This is a genomic window from Paracoccus ferrooxidans (assembly GCF_029909815.1).
GTDB classification, from domain to species: domain Bacteria; phylum Pseudomonadota; class Alphaproteobacteria; order Rhodobacterales; family Rhodobacteraceae; genus Paracoccus; species Paracoccus versutus.
The window spans coordinates 523,765-546,507 of record NZ_CP038202.1 but is presented as its reverse complement, the minus strand read 5'-3'; the positions used below and the strand labels follow the sequence as shown (position 1 = coordinate 546,507).

23 protein-coding genes are annotated in these 22,743 nt (G+C 67.8%); 7 read left to right on the top strand and 16 right to left on the bottom strand.

All coding sequences use genetic code 11. The annotated features are described in order from the left end of the window. Positions 1-6 precede the first annotated feature (6 nt). Positions 7-612 (bottom strand): inner membrane-spanning protein YciB, encoded by a 606-nt coding sequence (locus tag E3U26_RS19780; protein ID WP_036756925.1) that lies wholly within the window; start codon positions 610-612, stop codon positions 7-9. Between the two features lie 93 nt (positions 613-705). After that, complete coding sequence (locus E3U26_RS19775; protein WP_243784657.1) at positions 706-1,821, bottom strand: DUF1223 domain-containing protein; 1,116 nt, start codon at positions 1,819-1,821, stop codon at positions 706-708. Between the two features lie 258 nt (positions 1,822-2,079). Here E3U26_RS19775 and acnA point away from each other — a divergent pair, with 258 nt between their 5' ends. Beyond that, positions 2,080-4,839: an aconitate hydratase AcnA gene (gene acnA / locus E3U26_RS19770; protein WP_036756917.1), complete on the top strand. Its 2,760-nt coding sequence runs from the start codon at positions 2,080-2,082 to the stop codon at positions 4,837-4,839. Between the two features lie 187 nt (positions 4,840-5,026). Here acnA and E3U26_RS19765 read toward each other — a convergent pair whose 3' ends face one another. Together E3U26_RS19765 and rpsD are read right to left on the bottom strand one after the other, a co-directional pair. After that, positions 5,027-5,641, bottom strand: coding sequence for a hypothetical protein (locus E3U26_RS19765; RefSeq protein WP_072460905.1), 615 nt, complete (start codon positions 5,639-5,641; stop codon positions 5,027-5,029). 242 nt (positions 5,642-5,883) lie between these two features. Further along, the gene (gene rpsD / locus E3U26_RS19760; protein WP_036756914.1) at positions 5,884-6,504 is read right to left on the bottom strand and encodes a 30S ribosomal protein S4; all 621 of its coding nucleotides are present in this window, start codon (positions 6,502-6,504) and stop codon (positions 5,884-5,886) included. Between the two features lie 196 nt (positions 6,505-6,700). On the opposite strand from rpsD, the gene E3U26_RS19755 reads away from it, so the two are divergent. The 5 genes from E3U26_RS19755 (at position 6,701) to E3U26_RS19735 (ending at position 10,562) form a co-directional block, all read left to right on the top strand. Then, a complete protein-coding gene (locus E3U26_RS19755; protein ID WP_072460807.1) occupies positions 6,701-7,072 on the top strand; it encodes a HesB/IscA family protein in 372 nt (123 codons plus the stop codon). Between the two features lie 101 nt (positions 7,073-7,173). Next, complete coding sequence (gene tpiA, locus E3U26_RS19750; protein ID WP_036756903.1) at positions 7,174-7,917, top strand: triose-phosphate isomerase; 744 nt, start codon at positions 7,174-7,176, stop codon at positions 7,915-7,917. Between the two features lie 132 nt (positions 7,918-8,049). Beyond that, a complete protein-coding gene (locus tag E3U26_RS19745) occupies positions 8,050-9,096 on the top strand; it encodes a methionine ABC transporter ATP-binding protein (protein ID WP_499107368.1) in 1,047 nt (348 codons plus the stop codon). Continuing rightward, complete coding sequence (locus E3U26_RS19740) at positions 9,086-9,760, top strand: methionine ABC transporter permease (protein ID WP_114534911.1); 675 nt, start codon at positions 9,086-9,088, stop codon at positions 9,758-9,760. Before E3U26_RS19745 ends, E3U26_RS19740 begins: the two co-directional genes overlap by 11 nt. A gap of 19 nt (positions 9,761-9,779) precedes the next feature. Continuing rightward, on the top strand, positions 9,780-10,562 hold the full coding sequence (locus tag E3U26_RS19735) for a MetQ/NlpA family ABC transporter substrate-binding protein (RefSeq protein WP_499107367.1): 783 nt from the start codon (positions 9,780-9,782) through the stop codon (positions 10,560-10,562). A 133-nt stretch (positions 10,563-10,695) separates the two neighbouring features. Here E3U26_RS19735 and scpC read toward each other — a convergent pair whose 3' ends face one another. Both scpC and E3U26_RS19725 read right to left on the bottom strand, forming a co-directional pair. After that, positions 10,696-12,198, bottom strand: a complete 1,503-nt coding sequence (gene scpC / locus E3U26_RS19730) for an acetyl-CoA hydrolase/transferase family protein (RefSeq protein ID WP_499107366.1) — start codon at positions 12,196-12,198, stop codon at positions 10,696-10,698. 126 nt (positions 12,199-12,324) lie between these two features. After that, entirely contained in the window at positions 12,325-12,750 is a 426-nt protein-coding gene (locus E3U26_RS19725; protein WP_499107365.1) for a DoxX family protein, read from the bottom strand. Between the two features lie 103 nt (positions 12,751-12,853). Here E3U26_RS19725 and E3U26_RS19720 point away from each other — a divergent pair, with 103 nt between their 5' ends. Further along, positions 12,854-13,765, top strand: a complete 912-nt coding sequence (locus tag E3U26_RS19720; protein WP_499107364.1) for a LysR family transcriptional regulator — start codon at positions 12,854-12,856, stop codon at positions 13,763-13,765. Here the strand turns inward: E3U26_RS19720 and E3U26_RS19715 are convergent. The 10 genes from E3U26_RS19715 to coxB form a co-directional block, all read right to left on the bottom strand. Further along, positions 13,728-15,128, bottom strand: coding sequence for an FAD-binding oxidoreductase (locus tag E3U26_RS19715; protein WP_499107362.1), 1,401 nt, complete (start codon positions 15,126-15,128; stop codon positions 13,728-13,730). The genes E3U26_RS19720 and E3U26_RS19715 overlap by 38 nt on opposite strands. After that, the gene (locus E3U26_RS19710; protein WP_036756879.1) at positions 15,128-15,709 is read right to left on the bottom strand and encodes a GNAT family N-acetyltransferase; all 582 of its coding nucleotides are present in this window, start codon (positions 15,707-15,709) and stop codon (positions 15,128-15,130) included. Before E3U26_RS19710 ends, E3U26_RS19715 begins: the two co-directional genes overlap by 1 nt. Further along, the gene (locus E3U26_RS19705) at positions 15,709-16,974 is read right to left on the bottom strand and encodes a M16 family metallopeptidase (RefSeq protein ID WP_072460814.1); all 1,266 of its coding nucleotides are present in this window, start codon (positions 16,972-16,974) and stop codon (positions 15,709-15,711) included. The genes E3U26_RS19710 and E3U26_RS19705 overlap by 1 nt, the downstream gene beginning before the upstream one ends. Beyond that, complete coding sequence (thrC, locus tag E3U26_RS19700; protein WP_499107360.1) at positions 16,971-18,359, bottom strand: threonine synthase; 1,389 nt, start codon at positions 18,357-18,359, stop codon at positions 16,971-16,973. The genes E3U26_RS19705 and thrC overlap by 4 nt, the downstream gene beginning before the upstream one ends. Positions 18,360-18,369: 10 nt before the next feature. Continuing rightward, positions 18,370-19,041, bottom strand: a complete 672-nt coding sequence (locus E3U26_RS19695; RefSeq protein WP_499107358.1) for an SURF1 family protein — start codon at positions 19,039-19,041, stop codon at positions 18,370-18,372. Between the two features lie 65 nt (positions 19,042-19,106). Next, complete coding sequence (locus E3U26_RS19690) at positions 19,107-19,931, bottom strand: cytochrome c oxidase subunit 3 (protein ID WP_072460817.1); 825 nt, start codon at positions 19,929-19,931, stop codon at positions 19,107-19,109. 34 nt (positions 19,932-19,965) lie between these two features. Then, complete coding sequence (locus E3U26_RS19685; RefSeq protein ID WP_072460818.1) at positions 19,966-20,550, bottom strand: cytochrome c oxidase assembly protein; 585 nt, start codon at positions 20,548-20,550, stop codon at positions 19,966-19,968. Next, the gene (locus tag E3U26_RS19680; RefSeq protein ID WP_036756965.1) at positions 20,547-20,804 is read right to left on the bottom strand and encodes a cytochrome c oxidase system small membrane protein; all 258 of its coding nucleotides are present in this window, start codon (positions 20,802-20,804) and stop codon (positions 20,547-20,549) included. The genes E3U26_RS19685 and E3U26_RS19680 overlap by 4 nt, the downstream gene beginning before the upstream one ends. Next, the gene (gene cyoE, locus E3U26_RS19675) at positions 20,804-21,721 is read right to left on the bottom strand and encodes a heme o synthase (RefSeq protein WP_036756869.1); all 918 of its coding nucleotides are present in this window, start codon (positions 21,719-21,721) and stop codon (positions 20,804-20,806) included. Before cyoE ends, E3U26_RS19680 begins: the two co-directional genes overlap by 1 nt. 9 nt (positions 21,722-21,730) lie before the next feature. Then, positions 21,731-22,627, bottom strand: coding sequence for a cytochrome c oxidase subunit II (gene coxB, locus E3U26_RS19670; protein WP_499107356.1), 897 nt, complete (start codon positions 22,625-22,627; stop codon positions 21,731-21,733). Between the last annotated feature and the right edge of the window lie 116 nt (positions 22,628-22,743).

Below are 22,743 nucleotides of genomic sequence, written 5' to 3'. Positions count from 1 at the left end.
CCGGCGCTATTCGCCGTCGCGGGGCTGGGCGTGGCGCTCGAACAGGCGGGCGTTGGCGACGAAGAAGACCACCATGATCGCCGGCAGGCCGAAGGTCTTGAAGTTCACCCAGGCGGTTTCCGACATCAGCCGCCAGACCGCCTCGTTCGCCGCGGCAAGGGTCAGGAACAGCAGCGCCATGCGCAGGGTCAGGATGCGCCAGCCCTCGGCGTTCATCGGCAGCGCCTCGGACAGGACCAGCTCCAGCCAGTTGCGGCGCAGGACCAGGCTGGCGCCCAGAAGGCCCGCAAAGATCAGGTAGATGATCGTCGGCTTCATCTTGAAGAATTTCGGGTCGTTGAGCCAGACCGACAACCCGCCGAAGACCACGACCAGCACCAGCGTCGCGATCTGCATCGGCGACAGCCTGCCCGTCAGCCGCCACAGCGCCAGCGTGCTGAGCGCCAGCACCGGCACGAAGACCAGCGTGGCCAGGATGAAGCCGGAATAGTCCCGCCCCGCCAGGCTGACGGTCTGGTCGCGAAAGCGCATGAAGACCAGGAAGAACAGGATCAGCGGGCCGAATTCCAATGCGGCCTTGAGCCAGGGGGCGATCTTGCGCGATTCGGTCAAGGGAGGCTCCTGTCTGGGATGATCGTCTGCGGCACGGGCCGGGTTTTGCCCCGGAGCCTGCGCCGGCGCAAGCCGGGGCGGCGCAGGCGCGGTTCAGTCCAGCCGGATCGCGGCCAGGATCGGCCCGCTGGCCGAGCGCGCATCGCCCCGCCCCAGTTCCTGCGCCAGGATGGCATGGCGGGTATCGGCCGGGAAATCGGCGCTGTTCTGGCTGTCGCGGCGGACGGTCATGCGCAGCGGCGTGCGGCCGTCCCATTCGGCGATGCGCTCGGCCGCCAGCACCACGTTGCGGTATTCCAGCGCGATGCCGCGGTTCTCGCCGGCCTTGATCGCCACCCGCCGCTGCGGCGCATAGCGCACCAGGATGATCGCCACCCGGTCGGCGATGGCGCCGCGCGGCGTCAGCTCGATGCGAAAGCCATCCTTGCCCTGGCTGGACGAGACCATGACCGGCGCAGGCCGCGCCATCTGGGTCTGCAGCAGGCCCATCAGCTCGGCCGGGCGCAGCGCGATCAGCGTATCGGTGCCGCCGACGACGATCTGCGGCGTATAGATCGCGCGCTCGCCGGCCTGGTGGGCATAGACCTGCTGGCGGCGGGTGAATTCGGGGCGGGCGAATTCATCGGCCCAGCCCAGATAGTCCCAGTAATCGACATGCCAGGACAGCGCCAGGACATCCTCGCGGTCGGCCAGGTCGGCCAGCAGCTCGTCCGCCGGCGGGCAGGACGAGCAGCCCTGCGAGGTGAAAAGCTCGACCACCACCGGCGGGTGGCCGATGGGGCCCATCATGCCGGCGCGCGGCTGCACCTCGGCAAAGGAAACCATGGCCGAGGCGGCCAGCGCGCCGGGGTCGATGACCGGCGGCATGCCCTCGGCGGGAACGCCCGGCGCGCCCTCGGGCGCCTCGATCAGGCCGATGATGCCGTCGTCCTCATCTTCGGACAGGGCGGATTCGGACAGGGCGGCGGGCGGGGCCAGGGGCGCGAAGGCGGCCCCATCGCCGCCGGTCCCGGAGGATGGCCCCTGGGGCGATGGGGCCGCGGCACTCGCCGCTGCGGGATCGGGGGCCGCCGCCCCGCCTGCGTCCTGCGCCAAGGCGGGCGCGGCAAATCCGCCCAGCAGCACCCACAGGGCGCAGGCCAGCCCCGGCAGGATCGCCGCCTTCCGCCCCTGTCCCCAAGCCGTCGTCTTGATGCGCCTTGCCGTCATGTCGCCCGTTTTCCCGGCCCCTTCGATCCGCAACAGCTAAACCGCCGCGCCGGGGAACGACAAATCAATGCTTTGTTAGTGCCCCGTTCCCGCAGCGTGACCGTGATGGAAAACCCACATCTTGCCGCCGCAGCGAAAATTTGGCATACAATGGCATACAAAGCCTGCCCCGCCCTCTTGAACCCCATGCCGAAAAGGGGCAAATGGCAGGCAGCACCGCCATTCAGCCACCTTTTTCAAGGATAGGGAGCCGAGTCCATGCCCATCGAAACCGGAACCGATACCGCCAAGACGCGCCGCCAGCTTCAGGTGGGCTCTCGGAGCTATGCCTATTACTCGATCGACGCCGCCACCCAGGCCGGCCTGGGCGATTTCTCGAAGCTGCCGGCCTCGCTCAAGGTGGTGCTGGAAAACCTGCTGCGCTTCGAGGACGGCGGCCGCACGGTCAGCGTCGAGGACATCAGGGCCTTCGCCGAATGGGCGCGGCAAGGCGGCCAGAACCCGCGCGAGATCGCCTATCGCCCGGCCCGCGTGCTGATGCAGGACTTCACCGGCGTCCCGGCGGTGGTGGACCTGGCCGCGATGCGCGACGGCATCAAGGCGCTTGGCGGCGACGCGCAAAAGATCAACCCGCTGAACCCGGTGGACCTGGTCATCGACCACTCGGTCATGATCGACGATTTCGGCAACCCCCGCGCCTTCCAGCGCAACGTCGAGCTGGAATATGAACGCAACCTGGAACGCTACACCTTCCTGAAATGGGGTCAGAAGGCGTTCAACAACTTCCGCGTGGTGCCGCCCGGCACCGGCATCTGCCACCAGGTGAACCTGGAATACCTGGCCCAGACCGTCTGGACCGACACCGACCAGGCGGGCGAGACCGTCGCCTATCCCGACACGCTGGTCGGCACCGACAGCCACACCACCATGGTCAACGGCCTGGCCGTGCTGGGCTGGGGCGTCGGCGGGATCGAGGCCGAGGCGGCGATGCTGGGCCAGCCCGTCTCGATGCTGATCCCCGAGGTCGTCGGCTTCAAGCTGACCGGCAAGATGATGGAAGGCACCACCGCGACCGACCTGGTGCTGAAGGTCGTGGCCATGCTGCGCAAGAAGGGCGTCGTCGGCAAGTTCGTCGAGTTCTACGGCGAGGGGCTCGACCACCTGCCGCTGGCCGACCGCGCCACCATCGCCAACATGGCGCCCGAATACGGCGCGACCTGCGGCTTCTTCCCCATCGACGCCGAGACGCTGCGCTACCTGCGCAACACCGGCCGCGACGAGGACCGCATCGCCCTGGTCGAGGCCTATGCCAAAGAGAACGGCTTCTGGCGCGGCGCGGATTACGAGCCGGTCTATACCGACACGCTGCACCTGGACATGAGCGACATCGTCCCCGCGATCTCGGGTCCGAAGCGTCCGCAGGATTATACGCCGCTGAACCTTGCCGCCCGCGCCTTCTACAAGACCGTGGCCGAATATCGCGGCGTAGACATGTCGGCCGCGGCCGAGGAGATGGTCGAGGAAGGCGGCGGCGTGGTCGCCACCTCGGGCACCGACGTGCGCAAGAGCGTGGCGGTCGAGGGCAAGGACTATGCCATCCGCGACGGTTCGGTGGTGATCGCGGCGATCACCTCCTGCACCAACACCTCGAACCCCTATGTGATGATCGGCGCCGGCCTGGTGGCGCGCAAGGCCCGCGCGCTCGGCCTGACCCGCAAGCCCTGGGTCAAGACCTCGCTGGCCCCCGGCTCGCAGGTGGTGGGCGAATACCTGGAGGCCGCCGGCCTGCAGGAAGACCTGGACGCCATCGGCTTCAACCTGGTCGGCTATGGCTGCACCACCTGCATCGGCAACTCGGGGCCGCTGGGCGATGCGGCGATCTCCAAGGCGATCAACGACAACGACTTGGTCGCCACCGCCGTGCTGTCGGGCAACCGCAACTTCGAGGGCCGGATCTCGCCGGACGTGCGCGCGAACTACCTGGCCTCGCCGCCGCTGGTCGTGGCCTATGCCATCGCCGGCGACGTGAACATCAACCTGACCAAGGATCCGATCGGCCAGACGCCCGAGGGCAAGGACGTCTACCTCAAGGACATCTGGCCGACCTCGCAGGAGGTCGCGGAACTGGTCGAGGCCACCGTGACGCGCGAGGCCTTCCAGAAGAAATATGCCGACGTGTTCAAGGGCGACGAGCGCTGGCAGGCGGTCGAGATCACCGACAGCGAGACCTATGACTGGCCGCCGACCTCGACCTATATCCAGAACCCGCCCTATTTCCGCGGCATGTCCAAGGATCCGGGCCAGATCAGCAATATCGACGGCGCCCGCATCCTGGCAATCCTGGGCGACATGATCACCACCGACCACATCTCGCCCGCCGGTTCGTTCAAGCCGACCACCCCGGCCGGCAAATACCTGACCGAGCGCCAGGTCGCGCCCAAGGACTTCAACAGCTACGGCTCGCGCCGCGGCAACCACGAAGTGATGATGCGCGGCACCTTTGCCAACATCCGCATCCGCAACGAGATGCTGGACGGGGTCGAGGGCGGCTATACCCTGGGCCCGGACGGGCAGCAGACCTCGATCTTCGACGCCTCGATGGCCTATCAGGCGCAGGGCACGCCGCTGGTGATCTTCGGCGGGGTCGAATACGGCGCCGGCTCGTCGCGCGACTGGGCGGCCAAGGGCACCAACCTCTTGGGCGTCAAGGCGGTCATCGCCGAAAGCTTCGAGCGCATCCACCGCTCGAACCTGGTCGGCATGGGCGTGATCCCCTTCGAGTTCACCGGCGGCGAGAACCGCAAGACGCTGAACCTCAAGGGCGACGAGGTGATCTCGATCGACGGGCTGGCGGGCGAGTTCAAGCCGCTGTCGCAGGTCGCCTGCACCATCCGCTATGCCGATGGCAGCGAGAAGGTGATCCAGCTCAAGGCCCGCGTCGATACCGAGGTCGAGATCGAATACCTGGAGAACGGCGGCGTGCTGCATTACGTGCTGCGCAACCTGGCGAAAGCCTGATCCAGGGCCATCGGCCAGGAATGCCGGAGGCCAGGAATGACGGGCCGTCCCTTCGGGGGCGGCCTTCGCTTTTCCGGCGCCGTCGCAGGGAGTATTTGAGGAACGAAGAAGCCTGGGGCCTGGCGGGATGGCCGGCGGAGTATTTGCAGGACGGTGAAGGCGGATGCCGCGCCCGGCGGCGGCGAGCCTATTCCTCGGTGCAATACCACAGGCTTCCGCCCACGGCGGCCGAACCGATCACCAGCGAACCCACCGCTACCGGCGAGGCCGCCATGCCCATCGCCGCTGCCCCCGCCGCTTCGAGCGTGCCGACCATCTGCCCCGAGGTCGCGGCCAGGATCGTGGCGCCGGGCCGTTGGGTCACCGCGTCATAGCCGGCAACCGCCAGCGCATTGGCATTGCGGAAGGTCGCCTGCCGCGCCGTGTTCACCCGTTCGCAAAAGGTCTTGCGGCATAACGCATTCCCTTTGCGCGGCCCCTTCTGCGCGCCGATATAGGTGTCGTGCTGCTTGTCCCAGAGCAGGCAATAGCTGCCGTCGTCCGCCATCTGGTTGCGCCGCAGGATCTCGCGCAGGGTGACGTAGCCGGGACAGGAGATCCGTCCCCAACCGGAGAAATTCTTCTCCAACCGGCCGACATTCGCGCGGAACTCGTCATCGCGGAGATAATTGATCGCTGTCCGCTCGCCGGCGATCGAGGTCTCGCAGGTCCAGAGCCGCTCGTCCCTGGCCGGATTCTCCTGCGCGCCCGCCGGCGCAGGCAATCCCATCGCCCCGATCAAAGCCACCACCAGCCCGCGCATCGCCTTCCCCATATCTGCCCTGCGTGCCGATTTGCCAGAATGTTTCGTCGCCATGCAAGCCGCTCGCCCCGCGCTTGCCCGATTGTGAACGGCGCGGCGCTGCACCGTTTTCCAAATACTCCGCCGGCCACACCGGCAGGCCCACAGGCTTCTTCGTTCCTCAAATACTCCCTGCGACGGCGCCGGAAAAGCGAAGGCCGCCCCCGAAGGGACGGCCCGGAATTCCTGCGATCCTGAAGGGATCAGTTCTTCGCGTAGAATTCGACGACCAGGTTCGGCTCCATCTGCACGGCATAGGGCACGTCGCCCAGGGCCGGAGTGCGCACGAAGCTCGCGGTCATCTTGTTGTGGTCCACTTCCAGGTAGTCCGGCACGTCGCGCTCGGCCAGGCCGACCGATTCCAGCACGATGGCCAGCTGGCGCGACCGCTCGCGGATCGAGATCACGTCGCCTTCCTTGACGCGATACGAGGCGATGTTCACGCGCTTGCCGTTCACCTCGACATGGCCATGGTTCACGAACTGGCGGGCGGCGAAGATGGTCGGCACGAATTTCGCGCGATAGACCACCGCGTCCAGGCGGCGCTCCAAGAGGCCGATCAGGTTCTCGCCGGTGTCGCCCTTGACGCGCTCGGCCTCGGCGTAGATGCGGCGGAACTGCTTTTCGGTCAGGTCGCCGTAATAGCCCTTGAGCTTCTGCTTGGCGCGCAGCTGGGTGCCGAAGTCCGACAGCTTGCCCTTGCGGCGCTGGCCGTGCTGGCCGGGGCCGTATTCGCGGCGGTTGAGCGGCGACTTGGCGCGGCCCCAGATGTTCTCGCCCATGCGGCGGTCGATCTTGTACTTGGCAGCGGTGCGTTTGGTCATCGCTGATCTCCTTCTTTATGTTATGTTCTCGAAGGGCGTTGTCCTTTGGCATATTGCCCGACAGGATTCCCCTTGCGGGGTCCACCAACACCAATGAAGCGGCGCTTATAGCCGCCCCGTGCCCGGAGTCAAGCACCCCTTGAGCGGCAGCCCCGATGCTCCTAAATGAGAAACAGCGAACAGAAAAGGGCCCGAGATGTTTTCGATCCCCGGCAAATCCCCCGTGACCATCACCCAGGCGGCCGAGCGGCAGATCGCCCGGCTGATGGCCCAGAAATCCGCCAGCGGGCTGCGCATCGGCCTGAAGAAGGGCGGCTGCGCCGGCATGGAATACACCATGGAGCTGGCCGAGACCGCCACCCCCGGCGACGAGGTGGTCGAGCAGGGCGCGGCGCGGGTGCTGATCGCCCCCACCGCGCAGATGTTCCTGTTCGGGACCGAGATCGACTATGAATCCGGCCTGCTGGAATCCGGCTTCAAGTTCCGCAATCCCAATGTCACCGACAGCTGCGGCTGCGGCGAATCGGTCAGCTTCACCCCGCTGGAGGGCTCGGCCGCCAAAGCCTGAGCCTTTTTGCCGCAAGTTAGCGCCCACATCGCCCAGCCGTCTTGATCGCGCGAAATCCCCGGCCTAATCCCCTGTCAGTCCATGAAAAGGGAGAGAGGCAGATGGCCCCGCGCAAACTCGCCGCCGGCAACTGGAAGATGAACGGAACCCTGGCCTCGCTGGCCGAGATCGACCGGCTGCTGGCCGATCATCCGGCACCGGGCTGCGATGTGCTGATCTGCCCCCCCGCCACCCTGGTCCATGCCATGGCCGCCCGCGCGCAAGGCCGCATCGCCACCGGCGGCCAGGATTGCCACGCCAGGACCTCGGGCGCCCATACCGGCGACATCGCCGCCGCGCAGCTGAAGGACGCGGGCGCGAGCCATGTGATCCTCGGCCATTCCGAGCGCCGCACCGACCATGCCGAAACCGACGCCCAGGTCGCCGCCAAGGCCGTCGCCGCGCATCAGGCGGGCCTGGTCGCGGTGATCTGCGTCGGCGAGACCGAGGCGCAGCGCGACGCCGGCCAGACGCTCGACGTGATCTCGGCCCAGCTTGCCGGTTCCGTCCCCGATGGCGCGACGGCCGCGAACACGGTGATCGCCTATGAGCCGGTCTGGGCCATCGGCACTGGCCGCACCCCCACGAACGACCAGATCGCCGAGGTCCACGCCCTGATGCGCGACCGCCTGGCCGCGCGCTTCGCCGACGGCGCCGACTTCGCCCTGCTCTATGGCGGCTCGGTCAAGCCCGGCAATGCGGCCGAGATCTTTGCCATCCCGCATGTGAACGGGGCGCTGGTCGGCGGCGCCAGCCTCAAGGCCGAGGATTTCGGCCCGATCATCGCCGCGCTTTCCGCAGCGTAACGCCGGCGAAAGGAACGCCATTCCATCCGAACCCTCCGGTTTGGAATGGCATTGCCCTTTTGCCGGGCACCTGCCCCTTGCCAAGCCCGGCCCGGCGGGCATAGGTCTCGCCTGACATTCAAGGCAGGGGCGATGACAGGGCCGGCAATCTCATTCCAGGGCGTGACGCGCCGCTATCCGCAGAAGGGCGGCAGCGACGTGGTGGCGCTGCACGACATCTGGCTGGACGTGCCGCAGGGCGCGATCACCGGCATCATCGGCCGGTCCGGCGCCGGCAAGTCGACGCTGTTGCGCATGGTGAACGGGCTGGAACGCCCCAGCGCCGGCAAGGTGATCGTGAACGAGCGCGACATGGGCGCCGCCTCGGATGCCAGCCTGCGCCGGATCCGGCGCGAGGTCGGCATGATCTTCCAGCATTTCAACCTGCTGGCCAGCCGCACCGTGGCCGAGAACATCGCCCTGCCGCTGGAGATCGCCGGCGAGGAACGCGCCAGGATCGCCCCCCGCGTCACCGAGCTGATCGAGCGCGTCGGCCTCACCGCCCAGGCCGGCCGCTACCCGGCCGAGCTGTCCGGCGGGCAGAAGCAGCGCGTCGGCATCGCCCGCGCGCTGGCGACCGGGCCGCGCGTGCTTCTGTCGGACGAGGCGACCTCGGCGCTCGACCCCGACACCACGCGGCAGGTGCTGGACCTGCTGCAGGCCATCAACCGCGACCTGGGCCTGACCATCCTGCTCATCACCCATGAAATGGCGGTGGTGCGCGACATCTGCAGCCACGTGGCGGTGATCGAGGGCGGCCGCATCGTCGAGGCGGGCGAGACCTACGCGGTCTTCTCGAAACCCGCCCATCCCACCACGCGCTCGTTCCTGACCGGCGTGACCGGCGTTGCCGTGCCGCAATTCGTCGCCGGCCAGATGCGGGACGCGCCCCAGGCCCCCGAGGCCGAGGCGGTGGTGCAGATCACCTTCATCGGCAGCCATGCCACCGACCCGATGCTGGCACGTCTGACCTCGGAACGCGGGGTCAGCGTGAACATCCTGGCCGGCGCCATCGAAGAGATCGGCACCAGGCCCTTCGGCAGCCTGATCGTCGCCCTGCCCGCCCCGCGGCTCGAGGAATCGCGCCGCTTCCTCGAGGAACACGGGCTTCTGACCGAGGTGCTTGGCTATGTCGGCTAACCTGATCCCGATCCTGTGGCAGGCAACTCTGCAGACGCTCTACATGGTCGCCCTCTCCACCCTGCTCGGCACGCTGATCGGCGGGCCGCTGGGCGTGTTCCTGGCCACCTCGCGCCGGGGCGAGCTGCTGTCGGCGCCCTGGCTGAACACCGTCCTCGGACTGGTGGTGAACGCCGCACGCTCGACCCCCTTCATCATCCTGGTGGTGGCGATCATCCCCTTCACGCGGCTGATCGCCGGCACCTCGATCGGCACCACCGCGGCCATCGTGCCGCTGACCATCGCGAGCGCCCCCTTCATCGCCCGGCTCATTGAAACCGCCATCCGCGAGGTCGATGCCGGGCTGATCGAGGCCGCCCGCGCCATGGGCGCGACGCCCGGCCAGATCGTGCGCAAGGTGCTGATCCCCGAGGCGATGCCCGGCATCATCCTGGGCCTGACCCTCGCCGTGGTCAGCCTGATCGGCTATTCGGCCATGGTCGGCGCCGTCGGCGGCGAGGGGCTGGGCGATCTCGGCATCCGCTACGGCTACCAGCGCTTCATGCCCGAGGTGATGCTGGCCGTCGTGGTGATCCTGATCGTGCTGGTGCAACTGGTGCAATCGGCCGGCGAATGGATCGCCGCCCGTTTCGACAAGCGCGCGCCCCGCAACCGGGGCCGATAACCTGAAAGGACCAAGACCCATGCGCAAATTCAGCCTTGCCGCCCTGACCTCGGCGCTCGCCCTCTCCGCGACCCTGGCCGCGGCCGAGGAAATCAAGGTCGGCGTCTCGCCGGGCGAGCATGGCGAGATCATGGAAGAGGTCGCCAAGGTCGCCAAGGACAAGGGCCTGACCATCGACATCGTCGAATTCACCGATTACGTCGTGCCGAACCAGGCGCTGGCCGATGGCGACCTGCAAGCCAACAGCTTCCAGCACCAGCCCTATCTGGACAACCAGATCAAGGACCGCGGCTTCGATCTGGTCAGCATCGCCAAGACCATCACCACGCCGATGGGGGTCTATTCCGACAAGCTGAAATCGCTGGACGAACTGCCCGAGAGCGCCAAGGTCGCGATCCCGAACGACCCCACCAACGGCGGCCGCGCGCTGCTGCTGCTCCAGGACAAGGGCGCGATCACCCTGGCCGAGGACACCGGCCTCACCCCCTCGCCGCTCGACGTGATCGGGAACCCGAAGAACCTGAAGTTCCTGGAACTCGACGCCGCCCAGCTGCCGCGCGCGCTGGCCGATGCGGACATCGCCATCATCAACACCAACTATGCGCTGGATGCCGGGCTGAACCCGAACGAGGACGCCATCGCCATGGAAAAACCCGACAGCCCCTATGCCAACATCATCGTCGTGCGCAAGGGGAACGAGGACGCACCCTGGGCCAAGCAACTGGTCGAGGCCTATCACGACCCGGCGGTGAAGCAGTTCATCGAAGAGAAATACCAGGGCGCCGTCATCCCGGCCTGGTGATCTTCTTTGTTGTGAAAATACCCCGGGGGACGCCGATCCGACCCCGTCGAGGGGTCGGATCGGCGGGGGGCAGAGCCCCCGCCACCGCCTGACACGCAACGCGCCCGCGCAGGATCGGCCGGGCGCGTTTGCCTCATTCCGGCCTCATGCTGCCGGTCCGGCGCAGCCGGTCGTGCCAACTCAGCGCCTCCTCGACCAGATGCGGCGTATGCCCGCCCCGCGCCAGCGCGCGGGCATGGTAATCCTCCAGCCCGTCGCGCCATTCCGGCGCCACGCAATTCTTTAGGACCACCCGCGCCCGCTCGCGCGGCGCCAGCCCGCGCAGGTCCGCCAGCCCCTGCTCGGTCACCAGGATGTCCACGTCATGCTCGCTATGGTCGACATGGCTGACCATCGGCACCACCGACGACACCGCCCCGCCCTTGGCCATGGACTTGGTGACGAAGACCGACAGATAGGCATTCCTCGCGAAATCGCCCGAGCCGCCGATGCCGTTCATCATCTGCGTGCCCATGACATGGGTCGAGTTGACGTTGCCGTAAAGATCGAATTCCAGCGCCGTGTTGATGCAGATCAGCCCCAGCCGCCGCACCACCTCGGGGTGGTTCGAGATCTCCTGCGGGCGCAGCACCAGCCGGGGCTTGAACTCGTGGAACCGCGCCATCACGTCGCGGTATTTCGCCGCCGAAAGCGTGATCGACGAGCCCGAGGCAAAGACCATCTTGCCCGCATCCATCAGATCGAAGGTCGAATCCTGCAGCACTTCCGAATACATCGTCAGGTCGTGGAACGGGCTGTCGATGAAGCCGTGCAGCACCGCATTGGCGATGGTGCCGATGCCGGCCTGCAAGGGATGCAGGTGGCTGGGCAGGCGCGAGCGCGCCACCTCGTGCTTGAGGAGCTCGGTCAGGTGGCCGGCAATGGCGCGGGTCTCGGCGTCCGGGTCGTGGATGGTCGAGGAACTGTCCAGCTTGGTCGAGATCACGATGGCCGCGATACGCTCGGGCGGGACCGGGATGAAGGGGAAGCCGACCCGGCTTTCCGGCGTCACCACCGGGATCGGCGTGCGCGTCGGGCGATAGGTCGGGATATAGATGTCGTGCAGCCCCTCCAGCGCCTCGGGCTGGCTCAGGTTGATCTCGACGATCACCTTCTCGGCCAGCAGCGCGAAGCTGGCCGAATTGCCGACCGAGGTGGTGGGGACGATGCCGCCGGTCTCGGTGATCGCCACCGCCTCGACGATGGCGATGTCCACCGGCGGCAGTTGTCCGGTGCGCAGCTGCTCGACCGTCTCGGACAGGTGCTGGTCGATATACATCACCTCGCCCGCATTGATCGCCCGCCGCAGGGCCGGGTCGGACATGAAGGGGATGCGGCGCGACAGCACATGCGCCTCGGCCAGGGTCTTGTCGAGGTCGTTGCCAAGCGACGCCCCGGTCATCAGCGTCACCTTCAGCGGCTCGCGCCGGGCGCGTTCGGCCAGCGCCAGGGGCACGGCCTTGGCCTCGCCGGCACGGGTAAAGCCCGACATGCCCAGCACCATGCCGTCGCGGATCAGGCTGGCGGCCTGGTCGGCGCCGACCACGCGCTGGCGCAGGGCCTTGTGGCGGATGCGGTGAAGGTAATCCTCGGTCATGGCGGCCTCCCTGGAACTCGGGCGATGATTAGAGCCATCGCGCAGGACTGACAAATCAACCCAGCCATGCGCGCAAGGAAAGGCCGGCCCGAAGGCCGGCCGCCGCAAGATCGTTTCGCGCCCGGATCAGCGGCGCTTGCCCAGCGACCAGGCCCCGTCGCCCAGCAGCGCCAGCGCGACCATGGTGACGGCCCAAAGCACCGGATATTCCCAGCCGCCGCCGGGATTGCCGAAGGCAAAGCCGTTGCCGCCATGGCCGAACCAGGCCGCGCCCAGCAGGACGGCGGCCAGGACCAGCGCGACCTGGCGGGTGAACAGGCCGGCGACCAGCACCAGCCCGCCCAGGATCTCGGCCAGCATGGTCAGGTAGCCGAGCACGCCCGGCAGGCCGATGGACTGGAAATAGCCGGCCGTGCCGGCGGGCGTGAAGACCAGCAGCTTCGTCAGCCCGTGGACCAGGAACCACAGGCCGGTCGAGACCCGCAGGATGAAGGCGGCAATGTCGGCATTGCGCGTGGCGGCGGTCGTGCCGCCATGGCTGAGGTCGGTCATGATGCGTTTCCTTGAACTGTTCGCTGGTCCTCAGATAGCCCTTGGCGATTGTCGCGAAAACGGCCATATTCATGGAAATATTATCGCCGACATGGAGATTGCGATGGACAGGATCGACGGCATCCGCGCCTTTGTCGCCGTGGTCGATGCCGGCTCGTTCACGCGGGCGGGCGAGCGGCTGGGGATCTCGAACAAGCTGGTCAGCAAATATGTCGCCGCGCTGGAGGGGCAGCAGGGGGTCACGCTTCTGCACCGCACCACCCGCGCCCTGTCGCTGACCCCCTCGGGCGAGCGTTACCTGGCCGCCGCGCGCCGCGTGCTGGCCGCGGTCGAGGAACTGGACGCCCAGGCCCATGCCGAGGAAGGCGCGCTGGCCGGCCGGCTGCGCGTGACCGCGCCCGTGACCTTCGGCGAGATGTTCGCGACCACCCTGACCCGCGATTTCACCCGCGCGCATCCGGGGGTCGAGATCGACCTGAACCTGTCGGACCGCTATGTCGACCTGGCGGCCGAGGGCTTCGACCTGGCGCTGCGCATCGGCCAACTGCCCGATTCCAGCCTGATCGCCCGCCGCATCGGCCAGACCGAGGCCTGGGCCGTCGCCAGCCCCGCCTATCTGGCCGCGCATCCCCGCCCCGCCCGGCCCGAGGATCTGCGCGACCATGCGAATATCCGCGACAGCAATGCACAGAACCCCGGCCGCGCCGTCTTCCTGGTGGATGGCAAGGCGGTCAGCGTCCCCCTGCCCGGCCGCATCACCGTGAACAGCGCCCAGGCGGTGCGGCACCTGGTGCTGGAGGGCGAGGGGATCGCGATGATCCCCAGCTTCGTCGTCGCCCGCGACCTGGCCGAGGGCCGGCTGGAACGGCTGCTGCCCGATTTCCTGCGGCCGCAGCTGGACATCCAGGCGCTGTATCTGCCGCAGCCCTTCATGCCGCCGCGGCTGACGGCCTATCTGGACCACCTGCGCATGGCGCTCAGCCCGCTGCTGAAAGCACCGCGCCCGGATTCATGATCCCCAGCGGATCAAGCGCCGCCTTGATCGCCCGCATCGCCGTCAGTCGCGCCGGATCGCCCCAGCGCTCCAGGTCGCCGACCTTCAGCCGCCCGACGCCATGCTCGGCCGAGAACGAGCCGCCGCGCGCGACCACCATGCCATGCACCAGCTCGGACAGCGTCTTGCGCCGGTCGTCGTATTCGGCACGGCTGCGACCTGGCGCCGGGAACAGGTTGTAATGCAGGTTGCCGTCGCCCAGATGGCCGAAACAGTTGATCCGCAGCCCCTCGCCCGCAAGCCGCTCGCCGGCGTCGCGGATGAAGCCGGCGATCTCGGACAGAGGCAGGCTGATGTCGTGGCTGGCGACGGCGCCGATGCGGCGGTTCGCCTCGGGGATATGTTCGCGCAGGTGCCAGAAGCCCGCCGCCTGCGCACCCGATTGCGCGATCACCCCGTCGGTGACGAGGCCGCGCTCCATCGCGTCCACCAGCAGCCCCTCCAGCGCCGCCTCGGGGGGCAGCCCCTCGGGCAGGCCGACCTCGACCAACACCGACCATTCGGCGCCGGGCAAGGGCTGGCGGATCTCGGGCAGCACCTCGGCCAGGAAGGCCAGCCCCTGCCCGCCGATCAGCTCGAAGGCGGTGACGCCGCCGGCCATGCGCCCCTCGGCCAGCGACAGCAGGGTCAGCGCCGCCTCGGGGCCGGGCACCTGCAGCATGGCGGTGCCGATGTTCGGCGGCGGCACCACCAGCTTCAGGCTGGCGGCGGTGATGATGCCCAGGCTGCCCTCGGCCCCGATCAAGAGGTCGCGCAGGTCATAGCCGGTATTGTCCTTGCGCAGCCGCTTGAGGTCGTGCACCACGGAGCCGTCGGGCAGCACCGCCTCGATCCCCAGGCAGAGCGCCCGCGCCGTGCCATAGCGCAGCGCGGTGACGCCGCCGGCATTGGTCGCAAGGCAGCCGCCGATGGCGGCGGTGCCCTGGCTGGCCAGCGACAGCGGGAACAGCCGGCCGGCGGTTTCGGCCGCGTCGCGCACGGCTTGCAGGGTCATGCCGGCCTCGGCCACCAGCACGTTCTCTTCGGGCCAGATGCCGCGCAGCGCCGTCATCCGTTCCAGCGACAGGATCAGCGCCGCAGGGCCGTCGGGCATGACCTGGCCCGCGACCAGGCCGGTGCCGCCACCGCGGGGCACGATGCCCACGCGCGCCGCGGCGCAGGCGCGGACCACGGCGGCGACCTCATCCGTGCTGCGCGGGGCGGCAACCAGCCCGGCCCGGCCCAGGTAGCGGCCGCGCGGCTCTTCCAGGTAGGCGGGTGTCACCTCGCGCAACACGCCTGCGGGCAGCATCGCGGCCAGGGCGTCATCGGCCGGGTTCAGCATCAGCGCACCTCGGTCTTGCCGCGCCGGTCGTGGCGCAGGTTGGCGTAAAGCACATGGTTGCGCCAGCGCCCGTTGATCTGGAGATAGCTTTGCGCCACGCCCTCGTATTTGAAGCCGGAACGCTCAAGCACACCGCGCGAAGGGGTGTTTTCCGGCAGGCAGGCGGCCTCGATCCGGCTCAGGTCCATCTCGCCGAAGGCGTGCTGCACGAGCGCGCCGATCGCCTCGCGCATATAGCCCTGCCGGGCAAAGGGCTGGCCGATCCAATAGCCGATGGTCGCCGATTGCGCCGGGCCGCGGCGGATGTTGTCCAGCGTGATCGCACCCAGCAGCGCGCCGTCGCGCCGGATCAGGAACAGGGGCAGCGCCGTGCCGTTGCGGCTGGCACGCTGCGCCCAATAGACCCGGTTGGTAAAGCCGCGCTTGGTCAGGTGATCGGGCGCCCAGACCGGCTCCCATGGGGTCAGGAAGGCGCGGCTTTCGGCCCGCAGCCCGGCCCAGAGGGCGAAATCCGCATGCGCCGGCAGGCGCAGCACCATCCGCTCGGTTTCCAGGCGCGGCGGACGGCGGCGCGAGAACATCAGGCGGCAAGCCTTTCGGCCAGCACCTCGCGCGAAGGCGCGCCGGCGACCGGCCCGTAAAGCGCCAGCGCCGGGCGGGCATGGGCGATCAGATGCTCGGCATGGGCGCGGATGTCGGCCACGGTCACGGCGTCGATGCGTTCCGCCACCTCGGCCGGGTCGGGCACCCGGCCCCAGATCGCCAGCGACCGCGCCATGCGCTCGGCCTGGCCGGTCGGGCTTTCCAGCCCCATCAGCAGCCCGGCCTTGAGCTGGGCGCGGGCGCGGGCCACTTCGGCCTCGGTCATGTCCTCGGCCGAACGCTTCAGCTCGTCCACGGTCAGGTTGGCCAGGTCGGCGATCTGCTCGCCCGAGGTGCCGGCATAGATCGTCACCATGCCGGTATCGTCGTGGAAACCGGACTGCGCGAAGATCGAATAGCACAGGCCCTTTTCCTCGCGCAGCTTCTGGAACAGGCGCGAGGACATGCCGCCCCCCAGCGCCGAGGTCCAGATCTGCGCAGCATAGAAATCGGGCGCCTGGTAGCCCGGCCCCTCGAAGGCCAGCGCGAAATGCGCCTGCTCCAGCCCCTTGACGCGGCGCGCCTCGGCACCCTGCCAGCGGGCGGGCTCGCGGGTGGTCAGGGCGCGCGCCGGCAGGCCGCCGAAGATCGCCTCGACCTGGCGCAGGATGCGGTCGTGATCGACGGCACCGGCGGCGGCGACGATCATGCGCTCGGGGCCGTAATGCTCGGTGATGAAGCCCGACAGGTCGGCGCGGTCGAAGCGGCTGACCCGCTCGGCCGGGCCCAGGATGGTGCGGCCCATGGGCTGGTCGGGATAGGCCGCCTCTTGCAGCCAGTCGAAGATCACGTCGTCGGGCGTGTCCAGCGCCTGGCCGATCTCTTGCAGGATCACGCCGCGCTCGACCTCGATCTCGCGCTGGTCGAAGACCGGATTCATCACGATGTCCGAGATCACGTCCAGCGCCAGCTCCACATCCCCCGCCAGCACCCGCGCATAATACGAGGTCACGTCGCGCGAGGTATAGGCGTTGATATAGCCGCCGACATTCTCGATCGACTCGACGATCTCCAGCGCGCTGCGCCGGGCGGTGCCCTTGAAGGCCATGTGTTCCAGGAAATGGGCGATGCCGTTCTGCTCGGCGCGCTCGTCGCGGCAGCCGGCATTGACCCAGATGCCGATGGCGGCGGAATGCAGGCCGGGCATGTCGCGGCTGACGACGCGCAGCCCGTTGGGAAGGATGCTGTTGCGGATCTGGCTCACACTGTTCTCCGTTCAAGGATCAGCGATTTAATGGCCTCGGCGTCGTTTTCAATGCGGGTGATGCGCTCGTCGCGCTCGAACAGGTCCGCCATATGCGGTGGCAGGGGCGGGCGGATGGCGGTCGCGGCCTCGACCGCGTCGGGGAATTTCGCCGGATGCGCGGTCGAGAGCGAGATCATCGGCACGCCCGGCCGCAGATGCTCGCGCGCCACCTTCACGGCGACGGCGGTATGCGGGCAGATCACCTCGCCGGTCTCGGCGCGGATGGTGGCGATCATCGCCGTCGTCTCCGCCTCCGAGGCGCGGCCCGAGACATAGGTCTCGCGCAGCGCCTGCAATGCGCCTTGGCTGATGGCGAAGCCGCCGGATTTCAGCTCGTCCATCAGCCGCGACACGGCAATGCCGTCATGGTCATAGGCCAGCCACAGCGCCCGCTCGAAATTCGAGCTGACCTGGATGTCCATCGACGGGCTGATCGAGGGCTCGACCGTGCCCACCCGGTATTCGCCGCCAGTCAGCGCCCGGTGCAGGATGTCGTTCTGGTTGGTGGCCACCACCAGCCGGCCGATGGGCAAGCCCATGGCCTTGGCGATGGAGCCGGCGAAGACGTCGCCGAAATTGCCGGTCGGCACGGTGAAATCCACCTCGCGCCGCGGCGCGCCCAGGCTGACGGCGGCGGTGAAGTAATAGACGATCTGCGCCAGCACCCGCGCCCAGTTGATCGAGTTGACGCCGGCAAGCCCGACCGCATCGCGGAAGTCGTGGTCGTTGAACAGATCCTTCAGCCGCGCCTGGCAATCGTCGAAGGTGCCGTCCATCGCCAGCGCATGGACATTGGTGTCGGCGGGCGTCGACATCTGCCGGCGCTGCACCTCGCTGACGCGGCCATGCGGATACATGATGAACACATCGACGTTCGACAGGCCCCGGAACGCCTCGATCGCGGCCGAGCCGGTATCGCCCGAGGTCGCGCCCAGGATCGTGACCCGCTGCCCCGAACGCGCCAGCGCCAGCTGGAACAGCTGGCCGATCAGCTGCATGGCGAAGTCCTTGAAGGCCAGCGTCGGCCCGTGGAACAGCTCCAGCAGGTGATGGCCCGGCGCAAGCTGGACCAGAGGCGCGCGGGCGATATGGTCGAAGCCCTGATAGGCGCGGGCGATGGCGCCGCGCAGCTCGGCATCGCTGAAGCTTTCGCCGACGAAGGGGCTGATGACGCGGCGCGCGACCTCTTCATAGGGCAGGCCCTCGAAGCGGGCGATCTCGTCGGCCGAGAACATCGGGATCGCCTCGGGCAGGTAGAGCCCGCCGTCGCGCGCCAGCCCGGTCATCATCGCCTGTTCGAAGTCCAGGACCGGAGTCCGCCCCCGAGTCGAAACGTAACGCATCGCGTCTCCCCTAGTATTGTCGCTGCCTGATACGCCAGATCAGCGCCACTGTCATCCCTGCCCAAACCGCAGCGATCATCAACCATTGCACGGCATAGCTCAGGTGGTTGTTCGGAATGCCCTCGACCGCGACCGGGATCGGCTGCACGCCCTGGGCGTCGCCGCGAACCTCGGCCGCGACGACCAGGATCGGCTCGGTCCCCAGCTGCGCGGCCATGGCGGGCACGTCGCGGGCGAACCAGACGTTCTCGGCCAGGTTGGGCTCGGGCGTGGCGCTGCCCTTCTCGTCGGGCCAATGCAGGTTGCCCGCGACCTCCAGCCGCACCGGCGGGCGCGGGTCGCGCTTGTGGTCCTGGTCGACGAAGCCGCGGTCCAGCAGGATCCGGCGCCCGTCGTCGGTCAGGAAGGCCGAGACCACCTGGTAGCCCCCGCCCAGCTCGCGCGTGCCGGACAGCACGTTGATTTCCTCGCCCGTGGTCTGGCCCGAGACCAGCACCGGCATGTATTTCATCGACGGGTCCACCGCGGCCGGCAGGGCCACGGGCGCGCCCTCGATCCTTTGCTGGATCTGCGCGATCATCCCCTGTTTCCAGTCCAGCCGCTGAAGTTGCCAGACGCCCAGCGAGACCAGGATGGCGCAGCCCAGCACGCCGACGATCAGCGGGAACAGGTAACGGCGCATGGGTGGGCCTCCAAAGCAAACGGCGCGGGAACATCTGCCCCGCGCCGTGGAAATGTCTGTCGGGATCAGCGGCCCCAGATATAGATCACGACAAAGAGGAACAGCCAGACCACATCGACGAAGTGCCAGTACCAGGCGGCGGCCTCGAAGCCGACATGCTGCTGCTGGGTCATCTGGCCCTTGATCAGGCGGATCAGGCAGACGAACAGGAAGATCGTGCCGATGATGACGTGGAAGCCGTGAAAGCCCGTGGCCATGAAGAAGGTGCCGGCATAGACCGTGTCGGCCATGCCGAAGGCGGCGTGGCTGTATTCATAGGCCTGCAGCGCGGTGAAGCAGACGCCCAGGATCACGGCGACGATCAGCCCGTTGATCGTCGTCCTGCGGTCGCCCTCATGCACGAAGGCGTGGTGGGCCCAGGTCACGGCGACGCCCGACAGCAGCAGGATCAGCGTGTTGATCAGCGGCAGGTGCCAGGGGTCGAAGGTGACGATGCCTTCCGGCGGCCAGACGCCGTCCTTGATCGGGCTGTCCGGCCCCATCGGATACATGGCGTTCTTGATGAAGGCCCAGAACCAGGCGACGAAGAACATCACCTCGGACATGATGAACAGGATGAAGCCGTATTGCAGGCCGATCCGCACCACCGGGGTATGTTCGCCCGACTCGCCCTCGTTCACGACATCGACCCACCAGCCGAACATGGTGTAGAGAACGGCGGCCAGGCCGATCAGGAACATCCACGGCCCCTCGACCGGCAGCCCGAAGACCGTGATTCCCTTCATCCAGGCGACCGCGCCAGTCAGCATCACGAAGGCGCCGATCGCGCCGAGGAAGGGCCAGATCGATGGCGGCAGGATCTGATAATCGTGGTTCTTTACATGGGCCATGGCTGCGTTCCCGGCTGTTGCTGGTTCTTGTTGCTCAGTTTACGGTCGGTTCCGTTTTCGCGTCCAGCGCCGCCTGCTTGGGCGCGGGAGGATCGGTCCGGTGGAAGGTATAGGACAGGGTGATGTCGCGGATGCGGCCCGCGTCGCGGTCGTTCACCAGATCGGCATCGACGAAGAAGCTGACCGGCATCTCGACCCGCTCGCCCGGTGCCAGCGTCTGCTCGGTAAAGCAGAAGCACTCGATCTTGTTGAAGAAATAACCGGCCGCATCGGGCGCCACGTTATAGCTGGCGGTGCCGGTGACGGGCTGGTCGGTATTGTTGATCGCCTCGTAGAAGGCGATGGCGTTCTCGCCGATCTTCAGCTCCATCTCGCGCTGCATGGGACGGAAGGTCCAGCCGAGGTTGCTGTCGGCATTGGCGTCGAAGCGCACGCGGATCTTTTCCTCCAGCACGGTATCCGAGGCGGCCTCGGCCACGTTGGTCGTGCCGGCAAAGCCCGTCACCTTGCAGAACCAGGAATAGAACGGCACCGCCGCCCAGGAAAGCGCGCCCATCAGCACGACGACGCCGGCCAGCATGGCCACGGTGCGGCCGTTCGACCTCGGTTGCCCGCTCATTCGCCTGCCTCCTGGTTGGCCGCCGGCGTGCCCGGCGCCGCGACCGGCGCGGCATTGGCCGCCGGCGGATCGGGATCCTGCGGCAGCATCGAGGCGCGCGGGCGGTGGTCATAGCCCTGCATCATGTCGCCCTGGGTGATCTTGACCACCGAGAGCCCGAAGACCAGCGCCACGAAGGCCAGCAGCACGACCAGCAGCCCGATGTTGCGGCTGCGGCGGCGCTTGTGCAGCTCGTGTTCGACCTGGGGCAGCATCACCACCCCCCGATCCAATGCTGGACCAGCAGCGCCAGGAAATGCAGGAAGGTGTAGTAAAGCGACAGGCGGAAATAGCGCTTCTCGACCCGGTAGCCGTCGGCCTGGGCCTGGTCCTCGTCGCGGCGCAGGATCTGCCAGCCGCCGGCGATGAACAGCACGTTCAGCACCGCCGAGACCGCCAGGTAGAGCGGCCCGCCGACCGAGGTGAAGCCCAGCCAGATCGCAAAGGGCGCCAGCACCAGCGTATAGGCGAAGATGTGGCAGCGCGTCACCCTGCGGCCATGCGTCACGGTCAGCATGGGCACGCCGGCCTTGGAATAGTCGTCCTTCATGAACAGCGCCAGCGCCCAGAAATGCGGCGGCGTCCAGAAGAAGATCAGCGCGAACATCAAGAGCGACTCGATGCCGATGCCGCCGGTGGCGCAGGCCCAGCCGATCATCGGCGGAAACGCCCCCGCCGCGCCGCCGATGACGATGTTCTGCGGCGTCGAGCGCTTCAGCCAGATCGTGTAGACCACGGCATAGAAGAAGATGGTGAAGGCCAGGAACCCGGCCGCGAACCAGTTCGCCGCCAGCCCCAGCATCATCACCGACAGGCCCGACAGCGCGATGCCGACCGCCAGCGCCTCGCCCGAGGTCACGCGGCCCGAGGGCACCGGACGGCCCGCCGTGCGGCGCATCACCGCGTCGATGTCGGCGTCATACCACATGTTGAGGGCGCCCGAGGCGCCGCCCCCCAGCGCGATGAACAGCACCGCGCAGAAGGCGACGAAGGGGTTGACCGGCTGCGGCGCGATCCACAGGCCGACGAAGGCCGTGAACACCACCAGCGACATGACGCGCGGCTTCAGCAGCGCGACATAGTCGCCGAAGCCCGCCTCGGCGGGCCCCTCGTATGCGTTGATATCGGCCACGGCCCGACCTTACTCTGCCGAGGCCAGCTTGATGGGGCTGGCGGGCAGGTAGTCCGAGGCGTCGGCGGCGAATTCCTCTTTCGCGCCGGCAAGCCAGGCGTCGTATTTCTCCTGGCTGACCGCCTTGACGACGATGGGCATATAGGCGTGGTTGATGCCGCAAAGCTCGGAACACTGGCCGAAATAGACGCCTTCCTGGTCGACCGAGAACCACAGCTGCGCGATGCGGCCCGGCACGGCGTCCTGCTTGACGGCAAAGGCGGGCACGGTCCAGGCGTGGATCACGTCGGTCGCCGTCACCTGCACCAGCACCTTCTTGCCGACCGGGACCACGACGGGATTGTCGGTGGCCAGCAGGTATTCGTCCTCGGAATAGCCGGCGTCGGCCAGGGCTTCCTTCTCCAGCATCAGCGCATCGAAGGCGATGGCCTCGTTGGGATATTCATAGGACCAATACCACTGGTGGCCGATGGCCTTGATCACCAGGTCGGGATCGTTCGGCATCTCCTGGCTGCGGAACAGGATCGGCAGCGAGAAGGCGCCGATGGCGACCAGGATCAGCACCGGGACCAGGGTCCAGATCACCTCGATCGGGGTGTTGTGGGTAAAGCGCGCCGGCACCGGATTCGCCCGGCGGTTGAAGCGCACGATGCAGATCAGCAGCAGCAGGCAGACGAAGATCGTCACGGCCGTGATGATGTAGAGCACGAAATGATCCAGCCACTGCTGGTCATGCGCCAGCGGGCTCGACGCCGGCTGGAAGTTCATCCCGCCGTTCACCGGCTTGCCGATCACCGGCAGATCGCCCAGCACGTCCTGCGCCCCGGCCGGCACGGCCGTCATCGTCGCAACTCCCAGGCTCATCACCGCCGCCACCCCGCGGCGCTTGGTCGCAATTGCCATCATCCCATCCCGTTGCCTATCATGCCACCGGCAGACCCCTGTCCCAGAGCCCCCAGCATTCGGTCCTGCACCAGAACCATATCTTACCCCGGCGGGCAAGCCATACCTATCGACTTCTT